Here is a 12,272-nt window from a genome sequence, read left to right as displayed (position 1 = left end):
ACGTGAACTTTTGGATGTGGGATGAGGCGTCGGCGCAAAGTAGTCAGCCGTTCCCTTGAAATAAACGGCTGACTCGGATCCCGTCGCGAACGCACAACCGAAGCGGGGATTGTCTTCGCAATGTAGACCTTTCGCGCCCGTACCACATCAAGATCGTTATGGACCTTGACGCCCCCTACTCTTTCAACGCTTCAATCGCGCGCGCCCGCGCTTCGACCAACTCAACAATATGGTCGATCATCGACGCATTATCCTTTTTGTGGTCCTGTTTTCCGGCAAGGTAAACCATGCCCGACCCGGCACCGCCGCCGGTAAAGCCGATATCCGTCATCAGCGCCTCGCCGGGGCCGTTGACCACACAGCCGATGATGGAAAGGCTAAGCGACGTGGTGATATGGGCCAGACGCTCTTCCAATTCGGACACCGTCTTGATCACATCAAAGCCTTGGCGCGCGCAGCTGGGGCACGAAATGATCGTCACGCCGCGGTGGCGCAGGCCCAGAGATTTCAGGATCTCATAGCCGACCTTGACCTCTTCGACGGGGTCAGCGGACAGGCTGACACGGATCGTATCGCCAATGCCCATCCACAGAAGGTTACCCAGCCCGATCGCGGATTTGACCGTGCCCGAGACCAGCCCACCGGCCTCGGTGATGCCCAGATGAATCGGCGCATCGGTGGCCTCGGCCAGTTGTTGATAGGCGGCAGCGGCCAGGAACACGTCCGACGCCTTTACCGAGATCTTGAATTCGTGAAAATCATTATCCTGCAACAGCTTGATATGATCGAGCCCGCTTTCGACCATCGCCTCAGGGCAGGGTTCGGCGTATTTTTCTAGAAGGTGACGTTCAAGGCTGCCGGCATTCACGCCGATCCTTATGGAACAACCGTGGTCCTTGGCTGCGCGCACCACCTCGGCCACACGTTTGGCATCCCCGATATTGCCGGGGTTGATGCGTAGGCAGGCGGCCCCCGCCTCGGCCGCCTCGATCGCGCGCTTGTAGTGAAAGTGGATATCAGCCACGATCGGCACCGGGCTTTTACGAACAATTTCACGCAAGGCCGCTGTGCTGGCTTTATCCGGGGTCGAAATTCGGACGATATCGGCCCCCACCTCGGCCGCGCGGATCACCTGATCCAGTGTTGCGCGCACATCTGAGCTGTCGGTGTTGGTCATCGTCTGCACCGAGATCGGCGCATCCCCCCCCACCGCCACATTGCCCACCATGATCTGGCGCGATTTGCGGCGGTAAATGTTGCGCCAGGGGCGAATAGGGTTCAGCGACATCGGAAATACCTTTGGCCTAGGATACCGCGCATGAAATAGGCCTGCGAACGGCAAAGGGCAACCGCCCCGCGCAAAGGCGGGCGCGGTTTTGTCCGAAGAATGCGGGTTACTCGGTCGGGGCGGGGCCGGCCTGCGCCACGGCCACCATGCGCGCTAGGTCATCGTCACGCGCAAGATCGGCCACGGCAAATTTGGTGCTTAGCGCATCGGGTGAAAGTTGAATATTCTTGGTGACCTGGCCGGCCGCCCCGGCCGGGCCATAGGTGGCACCGTTCACCGCGAAATAGATGGCGCCAGATTCGCCAGTGCGCAGAACCGGAGGCTCTTCCATCGGTGGCAGGGCAAAGCGTTCGCCCGCATCCAGTACCTTTTCAAGGATAACGGTGCCATCCGACGCCTGCACCCGAACCCAGGACGGGCGTACCGCCAACAATTCGACCGCAGGCGCGTCCGCGGCAACCGTGCGTACGGGTGAGTCGTCAGATGCCTCGGTCAGTGGCTGCGTCACCGTGGCGTCACCATCTTGCAGCCCCGCCAGAACACCGGTCGTGCGCGGATCTATGGCCGAGATTGGCCCATCGCGCGCCACCAGAACCGGCGCATCCAACGCCTGGGGCCGATAGATCCGGTCCATCGCCTCGGGCGTTGGCAGATCGGGGCGATAATCGGTATCGTTACCGGCCAACACAGGCTGAACGGAGCTTAGCGGGTCAAGTTCGGCCACCACACCGGGCGCCTGATCCACCGGCGAAAGCTGCACGCGCTGCACCTCTTGCAAGACGGTCCAGCCACCGTAGCCCAGCCCGCCCGCCAATAACGCCAGAACCAGAACCGAGCCAAGGGCCCGCGGCTCTATCCGGCTGAACATGCTTTCTGCGCGTGGCACAAAGCTCGCGTTGGGGTTTGCAAGCGCCTCTGCCGGATCAGAGGGGCGGCGCTGCGGTTTTGGCCCAGACGCCGCAGGCGCCATGCCATGCGTGGGCGCAAACCCTGCCTCAATGCAGAAACGCTCAAACGCCCAGTCGGCATCCATTCCCAGATACCGCGCGTAAGAACGCACATAGCCGGCGATGAAGCTGGGGGTATCAAAGGCGGTAATATCGGCGTTTTCGATAGCGGCGATATAGCTGGCTTTGATGCGCAACTCTCGCTGCACATCCAACAGGGATTTGGCAAGCGTGGCGCGCTCGCCGCGCATGACATCACCTAGCCGCAATTCGAAATCGTCAAAGCCCTTTGGCTTATCGGAATCCGCCGTCGAAGGCTTTGCCCTCCGCCCGATCATCTGCCTGCCCTGCCCCCGATAGGTTAGAAATTATTGATTCGAAGCTATACACCCCAAACTCTTAAGCTTTGACTATCACAACCCTGAGAGCAGCACACCCGCAGAAAAGCATCAAGCGCTCTGTTCGGCACGATTCAGCGCACAGCGCGACCAGAGCTTATCCATCGCGCGCACCAGATGGTCGATCTGGCCCAGATCATGCACCGGCGACGGGGTGAAACGCAGCCGCTCGGTGCCGCGCGGCACCGTCGGAAAGTTGATCGGTTGCACATAAACGCCGAACTCTTCCAGCAGCATATCCGACAGCGCCTTGCAGTGAATCGGGTCGCCCACATGCACCGGAACGATATGGGTGCCCTCGTCGATGATCGGCAGGCCCATCGCTTTCAGGCGCATCTTCAGCACCTTGGCGTGCATCTGCTGGGCGTCGCGCAGTTTTTGCCCCTCGGCGGTTTTCAAAAAGGCGAGCGATGCCGCCGCGCCTGCCGCCACAGTCGGCGGCAGCGACGTGGTAAAGATGAACCCCGGCGCATAGGAGCGCACCGCATCCACCATCTTTTCGCTGGCCGCGATATAGCCGCCAAAAACGCCGAACGCCTTGCCCAGCGTGCCGTTGAAAATGTCGATCCGGTGCGCCAGCCCCAGCTTTTCAGCGACACCGCCACCGCGCGGGCCATACATGCCCACGGCATGAACCTCATCCAGATAGGTCAGCGCGCCAAAGTCGCGTGCCACATCACAAATCGCTTCGATCGGGCCAAAATCACCGTCCATCGAATAGACGGATTCAAAGGCGATCAGCTTGGGTGCGGCCGGGTCATCGGCGGCGATCAATTCGCGCAGATGGGCGACGTCATTGTGCCGGAAGATGCGTTTTGGACCGGCGTTGCGCTTGATCCCTTCGATCATCGAGGCGTGGTTCAACGCATCGGAATAGATGATCAGCCCCGGAAACAGCTTTGGCAGCGTGCTTAGCGAGGCGTCATTGGCGATATACGCGCTGGAAAACACCAAGGCCGCTTCCTTGCCGTGCAGGTCTGCGATCTCGGACTCAAGGCGTTTGTGATAGACTGTCGTGCCGGAAATATTGCGCGTGCCACCTGACCCGGCCCCGGCGGCATCCAGCGCCTCATGCATCGCGGCCAGAACAGCCGGGTGCTGGCCCATGCCCAGATAATCGTTGCCACACCAGACGGTGATGTCCTTTTGGGTGCCATCGGCCTTGTTCCAGACCGCTTTCGGAAAGGCGCCCTTCTGCCGCTCAATATCGATAAAGGTGCGATAGCGGCCTTCGGAATGCAGCTTGCCAAGCGCCTGATCGAGAGCGTGATTATAGTCCATGTCCGTTTCCCTTGCCGTAATCGCTGGGGTCAGCATTAGATAACTGCGTCGCGCCACATATTGATAAAGGTCAATATCCCGAAAGGGGAGTGTTGATAACGTCGCGGTAACAAGCTTAACCCAGATAGTCGACGTTTGCCATGCATGCTTGACGAACACGGCGCCGCTGGACAGCGCCGCGCCGGCTGTTAGGTTCGCCGCTATGATAAGGAGGCCCCCATGACCCTTGACGCCGTTTTGAACCGCATCGACACGACCCTGCCCGAGGCGCTTGATCGCCTGCTGGATTTGCTTCGCATCCCCTCGATTTCAACCGATCCGGCCTATGCTGCTGAATGTGCCCGTGCTGCCGATTGGCTGGTGGCGGAGTTGAATTCCCTTGGTTTTCAGGCCTCTGTGCGCCCCACCCCGGGTCATCCGATGGTCGTGGCCCGGCATGAGGCCCCCGGTAAGCATATCCTTTTTTATGGCCACTATGATGTGCAACCCGTTGACCCGCTGACCCTGTGGGACCGCGATCCGTTCGACCCCGAGGTGCAGGACACCGCCAAGGGACGGGTAATCCGCGGGCGCGGATCCTCGGACGACAAGGGCCAGTTGATGACCTTTATCGAGGCCTGCCGCGCGCATAAGGACGTGCATGGCACCCTGCCCGGCAACATTACAATTTTTCTTGAGGGCGAGGAAGAGTCCGGCTCGCCGTCGCTTGTGCCGTTCATGCAGCAAAACGCAGATGAGCTTTCTGCCGATATTGCGCTGATCTGCGACACCGGGCTATTCGCCGACACACAGCCGGCAATCGTGACAATGCTGCGCGGGCTTTTGGGCGAAGAGATGACAATCACCGCCGCAAACAAGGATCTGCATTCGGGCATGTTCGGCGGTATTGCGGTCAACCCGATCCGGGTGCTGACGCGGATTCTGGCCAATATGCATGATGATCAGGGCCGGATCACCATCCCCGGCTTTTACGACGATGTGGATGAATTGGCCGACCCCGTGCGCGCACAGTGGCAAGATCTCGCGTTCGATCATGCGCGTTTTTTGGGTGACGTCGGCCTGAACACCCCCGCAGGCGAGGTCGGCCGCACCCCGCTTGAGATGATCTGGTCGCGCCCCACCGCCGAGGTGAACGGCATCTGGGGCGGCTATATCGGTGACGGGTTCAAGACCGTGCTGCCCAGCCAGGCCCATGCCAAGGTCAGCTTCCGGCTGGTATCGCGGCAAGACCCGCATAAACTGCGCACGGCGTTTCACGATTGGGTCAAAGCGCAACTGCCGCCCGATTGCAGTGTCGACTTCCACGACCACGGCGCCAGCCCTGCCGGCATGATGACTATAACCGACCCCGCCTTTGAGGCCGCCCGCGCCGCCCTGAGCGAGGAGTGGCAGCGCCCTGCGGCATTTGTTGGCTGTGGCGGCTCGATCCCGATTGCGGGGTATTTCAAATCTGTGTTGGGAATGGATGCGATGCTGATCGGCTTTGGCCGCGATGACGACCAGATCCATTCACCGAATGAGAAATACGATCTGGAGTGTTTCCACAAGGGCACCCGGAGTTGGGCGAGAATTCTGGACCGCATCGTAGGTTGAGCCGAAGCCGGGGGTTTCACACCCCCGGACCCCCGTGGAGTATTTGCCCCAAAGAAAAGCTGACAGGCAGCCAGAACGGAGTTCACACCGGTCTGTCAGATCACCATGTCATCGCGGTGGATCAGCGCGGCGCGGCCCGGATAGCCCAGGATATCAGCTATTTCGCCAGATTTATGGCCGGCGATCGCGCGCGCCTCGGGGGCGGTGTAGCGGATCAGACCCTTGCCCAGGGTCGCGCCATCGGGGCCTGATATAGCGACAGGATCGCCGCGTTCAAACGCACCCGCGACCGAGACGACACCAGCGGGGAGCAGTGATTTTCCGCTGCCGAGTGCCGCAAGGGCGCCAGCATCCACCTGCACGTCACCGCGCGGTTTCATTGCGGCAATCCAACGCTTTCGCGCGGTATGCGGGTCGCCTTCGGGCACAAACCAAGTGCATTTGGCACCCGCAGCGAGGGCTTTGAGCGGGCGCAGAACAGACCCTTCCATGATCGCCATGGCGCAACCGCCTGTTACGGCGGTCTTGGCGGCCAGAAGTTTGGTTTTCATCCCACCTTTAGACAGGCCCGAAATTGGGTCCCCCGCCATTGCCTCGATCTGCGCGGTGATATGCGTGATCATGGCGAAATGCTGGGCAGTCGGGTCCTCTTTGGGGTTGGCGGAATAGAAGCCGTCCACATCTGACAAGAGCACCAATTGATCGGCGCCAATGGTTACAGCAATCTGCGCGGCGAGGCGGTCATTGTCACCATAGCGGATTTCATCAGTGGCGACGGTATCGTTTTCATTGACGATGGGAACCACCCCGAGGCCCAGCAATGTTGCCATTGTGGCGCGCGAATTGAGGTAACGGCGGCGATTCTCCGTGTCTTCCAGCGTCACGAGGATCTGGGCGGTGGTGACGCCGTGCGGGGCCAGCACCTCTTCGTAGACGCGGGCAAGGCGGATCTGGCCAACGGCGGCGGCGGCCTGAGATTGTTCCAGCGTCAGCGCGCCTTGGGGCAGGCCCAGCACCCGGCGGCCAAGCGCGATGGAACCGGACGAGACGAGGATCACATCGGCCCCCCGCGCACGGTGTGCGGCCACATCCTTGGCCAGCGCGCCCAACCAGTCAGTTTTCAGCCCGTTATCCCCGACCAATAGTGCCGAGCCGATCTTGACCACCAATCGCCGCGCGGCATCGACATCGGGGATCAGGGCTGCCAAGGCGCCACCTCCACCTCGCGGATGCGGTCTTGTTCGATCTGGATCCAAAGCGCGCGCAGCACCTCGGGGACGCCCTGTTTCGAGACGCCTGACATCAGATAGACCGGCGCGCCGCTGGCTTTTTCCAGTGCCCGTTTGCGCGCCGAAAGGGTCTTGCTGTCCAGCGCATCGATCTTGTTCAGCGCGGTGATGCGGGGCTTGTCGGCCAGCACCTCGGAATAGGCCTCAAGTTCGGTGATGATGGTGCGGTAATCCTTGGTCAGCGTGCTGGAGGTGCCGTCGACCAGATGCAGCAGAACCGAGCAGCGCTCGACATGCGCGAGAAACTGATCGCCCAGACCGCGCCCCTCCGAGGCGCCCTGGATCAGACCCGGAATGTCGGCCATGACCAGTTCCTTGCCATCAATGCCGACCACACCAAGATTGGGCACCAATGTGGTGAAGGGGTAATCTGCGATCTTTGGGCGCGCGTTGGACACCGCGGCCAGAAAGGTCGATTTGCCGGCATTGGGTAGACCCACCAGCCCGGCATCGGCGATCAGTTTCAGGCGCAGCCAAAGGGTGCGTTCAACGCCGTCCTGGCCCGGATTGGCCCGCGACGGCGCGCGGTTGGTGGATGATTTGAAGCGCAGGTTGCCCCAGCCGCCATTGCCGCCCTTGGCCAGCAATACCTTCTGCCCGACGGTGATCAGATCCGCGATTACGGTTTCTTCGTCTTCGTCGATGATTTCAGTGCCGACGGGCACGCGCAGGATGATATTGTCGCCATCCTTGCCGGTGCATTGGCTGCCCATGCCATGCTGGCCGTTCTTGGCAAAAAAATGCTGCTGATAGCGAAAATCAATCAGCGTGTTCAGCCCTTCGACCGCCTCGACCCAGACATTGCCGCCCTTGCCACCGTCGCCACCATCGGGGCCGCCAAATTCGATATACTTCTCGCGCCGAAACGACACACAGCCGCCACCGCCCGAACCGGAGCGGATATAGACTTTGGCGAGGTCGAGAAATTTCATGGAGCCGACTTTCTGATGGGTTGCGGATTGCGATAGTCTTTGGCGGCGATTTATTCAAGGCTTGTAAGTCAGGGGCACCCACCCCCGCCATACATTCCATGCGTGCCCGCAAGAGTATTTGGGCCAACGAAAACGTGGCATTGCCCCATCACCTCAATTCATTCGGGTCGACCGCAAAGAGCGCGCCTTTGCGTCAAGAAGCGGGCATGCCCCCCAGAGGGCCGCGAGAGACAATCCGTCAGGGCATCTTCTTGATGTAGGTCCAGGTTGGCACACGCGCGTCACGGGCGACCGAATAGCTTTCCGCATCGCCCAGATATTCAAAACCGCAATGGCTCAGGACGCGGGCGGAACCGGGGTTGTCCTGAAATACCTCGGCCAGAAGGGTGCGGGATTTATGCGGGTTTTCAGCGATCAACGCGGCCACCGCCTCAGAGGCGAAGCCGGTATTCCAAAACCCCGGTCCAACCCAGAAGCCGACCTCGGACTGGTCTTCTTCGAGGCGGGTCAAGGAAACAACGCCCAACACCTCGGCCAGGCCCTGCGCCGATCCGTCAAGCGCCCAGACATCCTCAATGCGGTTTTCGGCCATCGCACGCGCGACAAAGCCTTCGGTTGCGCCGGGCGGCAAGGGGTGCGGTATGGCGCGCGTGCCCAATGCCACGCGCGGATCCGACGTATACATGGAAATCAGTCCCGCATCCGATTTGCGCAAGGGGCGCAAGGTGAAACGCTCGGCCACGATCACGGGCTGCGTGGTGATGATTTCCTGAAGCATACCTTACTCCTCTTGAAAAATGGGGTCGTAAAAACCGGGACGCACCAAGGCATTACCTAGAAATTGGGGCGCGGTGATGACAACGCAAGCCTTTTGGGGAATTATCTGCATAAACGCGGGCGCCAAGGGACCGGATAAAATAGGAAAAAGGGGCCGGCGTTGCAGCCGACCCCCTTATCTGTTTCAGGTTTCGGTGCGGCTTATTCGGCCGCCTTCATCGCAGGAAGGACCGAAATGAAGGTGCGCCCCTTGAGGCCCTTCTTGAACGTCACATGCCCTTCGGTCACGGCAAAGATCGTGTGGTCACGCCCCATGCCGACGCCCTCGCCCGGCCACCACTGGGTGCCGCGCTGACGCACGATGATGTTGCCGGGAATGGCGGCCTGACCGCCAAACAGTTTCACGCCAAGGCGACGGCCAGCCGAGTCGCGGCCGTTGCGGGACGAACCGCCTGCTTTTTTATGTGCCATGGGAAATTACTCCTGAGCTTCGGCGGCTTTTTTGGCCGCACGCTTTGGTTTCGCCGGGGCTTCGGCAGCCGGAGCGGCCGCAGCATTATGCGCCACGCGGCGGGCAACAGCGGTGCCGACGGCTTCCTTGACGCCCGACTTGTCGGCGCCCGAGGCCAGCACTTCGCTGACGCGCAGCAGCGTCAGTTTCTGACGGTGACCGCGGGTCCGCTGCGAGCTGTGCTTGCGGCGGCGCTTGTGGAACGTGATGACCTTGTCGGCCTTGATGTTGTCGATCACGTCGGCAACCACGGCAGCACCGGCAACCAGCGGCGCGCCGACGGTCAGCTTGTCGCCACCAACCATCAGAATTTCGTTGAACTGGACTTTGTCGCCAGCATTTGCGTTCAGCAATTCAACGCGCAGCACGTCACCCGCCTGCACCTTGTATTGCTTGCCGCCCGTCTTGAGGACCGCGAACATGGGTCATTCCTTCACTTTGATCCGCGTCCTGCGGCCCCGTTGCCGGAGTTGATGGGTTGCCCCGCCTTCGAACAGCGCGCCCCGGTCGGGGCGATATTGAAAATAGACACCCGGCAGAAAGCGCGCCTTCTACCGGGATGGGCGGCTTATCGGGGAAATGCGCGGGCAAGTCAAGGGCCGGGCGGGCGCGTTCAACCGGATAGGACGCGCCGCCCTACCCGCCGTATGTCCCCCGTGCCGCGCCGGTTTTACCGAACCCGCCGCGTGACGCAGCGGTGGCTTTGGTCATCGGCGCCTTGCCCACGGTGGCCGCGGGGCGGGCAAACTGCGAGGCGCCCAGTTTCGCCTTGCCGGAGTTGCTGGAATAGGTGCTGCCCCCGGTCGCGTTGCTGAACCGGCCATCGGGGGTGCGGTATAGCGGCTGCGCCCTGGCCATGCCACTGCGCCCGCCCAGCATGTTGCCAATCAGATAACCGGCCAGCAACGGCATGAAGATACTGCCTGACCCGCCATTGCCCGCCTGCGCCTCGGGCACGCAGGCTTCTGGGCCGTGCTGTTCTTCGCAAACGGCCAGGCTGTCATAGCGCGGGGCGGCTTCGATGTGTAGCTGTTCCGCCTCTTTGAAGGCGGCGTCACATTCGGCGGGGGAAAACAGCCCACCTTCCAGCGCGGCGGTCTGGCAGCTTTGCAGATCGGGGAAGGCCTGCGCGTCAATCTGGTCTTCGCGGCAACCGGCCAGTGCAAAAGCCGTAACCCCGACGATACTAAGTGCGACGCGTCTTGAACGTTTTGACATGAATACCCCCTTGGTCGGGTCAATCCCGAATGAAATGCGGCTTGAACCGCGAAAGATCCTGTGTGATGCGCCCGCGATCTTCGCGCAGGCCAATACCGGCGCAGGCCTCGCCCACGATCCAGGCCCCCACAACCGGTCGGAAACCATCAAACACCGGCAGCGGCGCATAGGCCTGAACAATACGCGGATGCGCGGCGTAATCGGTATTGGGCGAGGCTTCGCTGACCTGCCCCTGTTCGGTGATCGTCACCGACGCCCCCTCGCGTGAAAACAACGGCTTCGTCACATGGCCAAGGTCCAGCGCGGGGGATGCGCGGGCAAAGGACGCTGCAATATGCGGCGCTGCGGCACCCCGCCCGGCCAGCGCCTCGGCCACGTCCGCCTCGAAAAAGGCCGGTAGCAGGTTCGGGTGCCCCTCGAACATCTGCCACAGCACCGGCAAAAGCCCCTTGTTCGACAAGACCGCCTTCCATGCAGGTTCCAGCATCAGACAGCCCGCACCGGCCAGATGGCGCGCGTAATCATCCCGCAGCAGATCTTCCCACGGGTAAAGCTTGAACAGGATCCCGATGGTGCGGTCGTCGGCATCCAGAAACTGCCCCCCGTCGCTAAGCGCGATCTTGTCAAGGTCAGAGTAATGCGCCCCAAGGCCCGCTTCGCGCGCCGCCCAGCCCATACATTCGACCGTGGCATAGTCTTCGGGGTTGCCGCCCGCTGCGGTGAAATGCAGATCCGTGCCGGGTTCAAACAGCGCGCGGAACCGTTCCACCAACGCCTCATGAATGCCGTTGAACTGGTCATCACCGGGGCGCAAGACCCCTGCCGCCAATTGCCCCTCAAGCCAGCTCCACTGAAAGGATGCACTTTCATATAGGGAAGTCGGGGTGTCGGCGTTATATTCCAGCATCTTGGCGGGGCCATTGCCATCATAGGCCAGATCGAACCGGCCATAGATTTCAGGGTCGCCGCGCTGCCAGCTTTCCGCGACAAGATCCTGATGCTGCGCCGGAATTCCCAGCCGGGTCATCAGCTCTTGGCTGGCGATAACCGCGGCGGCGGCCTCGCGGCACATGCCGTGCAACTCGGTCGAGGGGTCTTCGATATCCTCCTCGATCTCGCGCAAGGTGAATTGATAGGCCGACGTTTCATCCCAATAGGGCTCGCCATGCATATCGGCAAAGGTAAAGCCAAACTCCTCGGCCTGCGCGCGCCAGTCCGGCCGTTCCGGCAGGATAATTTTTTGCATTCGGGCGGTCCTTGATCGGAGTTTGACGGGGGTCGGGGTTTGACGGGTGGCCCCTACCTAATCAGCTTTGCCGCGGCTTGCCAGTGCGGCGCCCGAACTGACCGACTATTGGGCCACTTGCGCCATATTTTACCGGCGCGGCGTTTTCGGCGCGGGCGCGATCAGGTCTTCAAACGGCACCCCAAGGTGGGTTTCGGCATGCAGCACGACCATCGCCGCCGCGCGCGCATCTTCGCCCGCGTCATGGTGATGAAATTCCAACCCCAGCGCCTGTTTGAGGTGGGCAAGCCCGTGGCCGCCGTTCCCCTTGAACTCGGGCCACGCCCGCCGGGCAATTCTGACACTGTCGCTCCAACGCAGATCGGGCGGGGCGATGCCGGAAAAGCCGCAGGCGGCATTGATTGCCTGTTTGTCAAAATTGCTATGCTGAACAAGGTGATGCCGGCGCAAAAGCGGCAAGATCAGCGCAAACGCCTGCGAGAAACACGGCGCCCCCGCGACGGTGGCCGGGCCGATACCATGCAACTGGATATTGAAGCGATCAAACCGCGTACGCGGATCGACAAGCATCGAAAAAGTCGTGATCCGGTTATCAAATTGCACGCAGGCCAGCCCGATCTGGCAAATACTGGCGGCATTGCTACAGGCGGTTTCGACATCGAGCGCGATAAAGCGAAAATCACCCTCAGGCAGGTTTTTTGCCTGCGCAAAGGTTTGCTGAAACGGCGTGGTGAATTCTGCATCAGGCCCGGCTTGCGGCATGTGGGCCGCTTGCTGGTTCCTGCGGGAAAG

At 61.3% G+C, this 12,272-nt stretch carries 12 protein-coding genes; 1 reads left to right on the top strand and 11 read right to left on the bottom strand.

All coding sequences use genetic code 11. From position 1 onward, the window contains the following. Nucleotides 1-175: 175 nt before the first annotated feature. From ispG to hemA, 3 genes are all read right to left on the bottom strand, one after another. On the bottom strand, nt 176-1,288 hold the full coding sequence (ispG, locus tag ACM62R_RS00915; protein ID WP_415182189.1) for a flavodoxin-dependent (E)-4-hydroxy-3-methylbut-2-enyl-diphosphate synthase: 1,113 nt from the start codon (nt 1,286-1,288) through the stop codon (nt 176-178). Between the two features lie 106 nt (nt 1,289-1,394). Then, complete coding sequence (locus tag ACM62R_RS00910) at nt 1,395-2,573, bottom strand: helix-turn-helix domain-containing protein (RefSeq protein ID WP_415182188.1); 1,179 nt, start codon at nt 2,571-2,573, stop codon at nt 1,395-1,397. Between the two features lie 111 nt (nt 2,574-2,684). Next, complete coding sequence (gene hemA / locus ACM62R_RS00905) at nt 2,685-3,914, bottom strand: 5-aminolevulinate synthase (RefSeq protein WP_415182187.1); 1,230 nt, start codon at nt 3,912-3,914, stop codon at nt 2,685-2,687. Nucleotides 3,915-4,133: 219 nt separating this feature from the next. Between hemA and ACM62R_RS00900 the strand changes: the two genes are divergently transcribed. Then, entirely contained in the window at nt 4,134-5,507 is a 1,374-nt protein-coding gene (locus ACM62R_RS00900) for a M20/M25/M40 family metallo-hydrolase (RefSeq protein WP_415182186.1), read from the top strand. A 95-nt stretch (nt 5,508-5,602) separates the two neighbouring features. Here ACM62R_RS00900 and proB read toward each other — a convergent pair whose 3' ends face one another. The 8 genes from proB to ACM62R_RS00860 form a co-directional block, all read right to left on the bottom strand. After that, the gene (proB, locus tag ACM62R_RS00895) at nt 5,603-6,703 is read right to left on the bottom strand and encodes a glutamate 5-kinase (RefSeq protein ID WP_415182191.1); all 1,101 of its coding nucleotides are present in this window, start codon (nt 6,701-6,703) and stop codon (nt 5,603-5,605) included. After that, nucleotides 6,703-7,728: a GTPase ObgE gene (gene obgE / locus ACM62R_RS00890; protein WP_415182185.1), complete on the bottom strand. Its 1,026-nt coding sequence runs from the start codon at nt 7,726-7,728 to the stop codon at nt 6,703-6,705. The genes proB and obgE overlap by 1 nt, the downstream gene beginning before the upstream one ends. A 238-nt stretch (nt 7,729-7,966) precedes the next feature. Further along, nucleotides 7,967-8,506, bottom strand: coding sequence for a GNAT family N-acetyltransferase (locus ACM62R_RS00885; RefSeq protein ID WP_415182184.1), 540 nt, complete (start codon nt 8,504-8,506; stop codon nt 7,967-7,969). Nucleotides 8,507-8,706: 200 nt separating this feature from the next. Beyond that, nucleotides 8,707-8,976 (bottom strand): 50S ribosomal protein L27, encoded by a 270-nt coding sequence (gene rpmA / locus ACM62R_RS00880; RefSeq protein ID WP_415182183.1) that lies wholly within the window; start codon nt 8,974-8,976, stop codon nt 8,707-8,709. Between the two features lie 6 nt (nt 8,977-8,982). Further along, entirely contained in the window at nt 8,983-9,438 is a 456-nt protein-coding gene (gene rplU, locus ACM62R_RS00875; protein ID WP_415182182.1) for a 50S ribosomal protein L21, read from the bottom strand. Nucleotides 9,439-9,652: 214 nt separating this feature from the next. Then, complete coding sequence (locus ACM62R_RS00870) at nt 9,653-10,234, bottom strand: DUF1190 domain-containing protein (RefSeq protein ID WP_415182181.1); 582 nt, start codon at nt 10,232-10,234, stop codon at nt 9,653-9,655. A 19-nt stretch (nt 10,235-10,253) separates the two neighbouring features. Then, nucleotides 10,254-11,480 carry a glutathionylspermidine synthase family protein gene (locus tag ACM62R_RS00865; protein ID WP_415182180.1) on the bottom strand — a complete coding sequence of 409 codons (1,227 nt, stop codon included), beginning with the start codon at nt 11,478-11,480 and terminating at the stop codon, nt 10,254-10,256. Nucleotides 11,481-11,609: 129 nt separating this feature from the next. After that, a complete protein-coding gene (locus ACM62R_RS00860) occupies nt 11,610-12,242 on the bottom strand; it encodes a 3'-5' exonuclease (protein WP_415182190.1) in 633 nt (210 codons plus the stop codon). Between the last annotated feature and the right edge of the window lie 30 nt (nt 12,243-12,272).

The sequence above is a fragment of the Phaeovulum sp. genome (assembly GCF_047638075.1).
Lineage (GTDB): Bacteria > Pseudomonadota > Alphaproteobacteria > Rhodobacterales > Rhodobacteraceae > UBA6197.
This window is presented reverse-complemented; position numbering and strand designations above follow the sequence as displayed.

Excerpts from the sequence above, each read along its gene's own strand:
- hemA (WP_415182187.1), bottom strand. The coding sequence starts at position 3,914 with ATGGACTATAATCACGCTCTCGATCAGGCGCTTGGCAAGCTGCATTCC.
- rplU (WP_415182182.1), bottom strand. The coding sequence starts at position 9,438 with ATGTTCGCGGTCCTCAAGACGGGCGGCAAGCAATACAAGGTGCAGGCG.
- ACM62R_RS00865 (WP_415182180.1), bottom strand. The coding sequence starts at position 11,480 with ATGCAAAAAATTATCCTGCCGGAACGGCCGGACTGGCGCGCGCAGGCC.
- ACM62R_RS00870 (WP_415182181.1), bottom strand. The coding sequence starts at position 10,234 with ATGTCAAAACGTTCAAGACGCGTCGCACTTAGTATCGTCGGGGTTACG.
- ACM62R_RS00860 (WP_415182190.1), bottom strand. The coding sequence starts at position 12,242 with ATGCCGCAAGCCGGGCCTGATGCAGAATTCACCACGCCGTTTCAGCAA.
- ACM62R_RS00900 (WP_415182186.1), top strand. The coding sequence starts at position 4,134 with ATGACCCTTGACGCCGTTTTGAACCGCATCGACACGACCCTGCCCGAG.
- ACM62R_RS00885 (WP_415182184.1), bottom strand. The coding sequence starts at position 8,506 with ATGCTTCAGGAAATCATCACCACGCAGCCCGTGATCGTGGCCGAGCGT.
- ACM62R_RS00910 (WP_415182188.1), bottom strand. The coding sequence starts at position 2,573 with ATGATCGGGCGGAGGGCAAAGCCTTCGACGGCGGATTCCGATAAGCCA.
- rpmA (WP_415182183.1), bottom strand. The coding sequence starts at position 8,976 with ATGGCACATAAAAAAGCAGGCGGTTCGTCCCGCAACGGCCGCGACTCG.
- obgE (WP_415182185.1), bottom strand. The coding sequence starts at position 7,728 with ATGAAATTTCTCGACCTCGCCAAAGTCTATATCCGCTCCGGTTCGGGC.
- ispG (WP_415182189.1), bottom strand. The coding sequence starts at position 1,288 with ATGTCGCTGAACCCTATTCGCCCCTGGCGCAACATTTACCGCCGCAAA.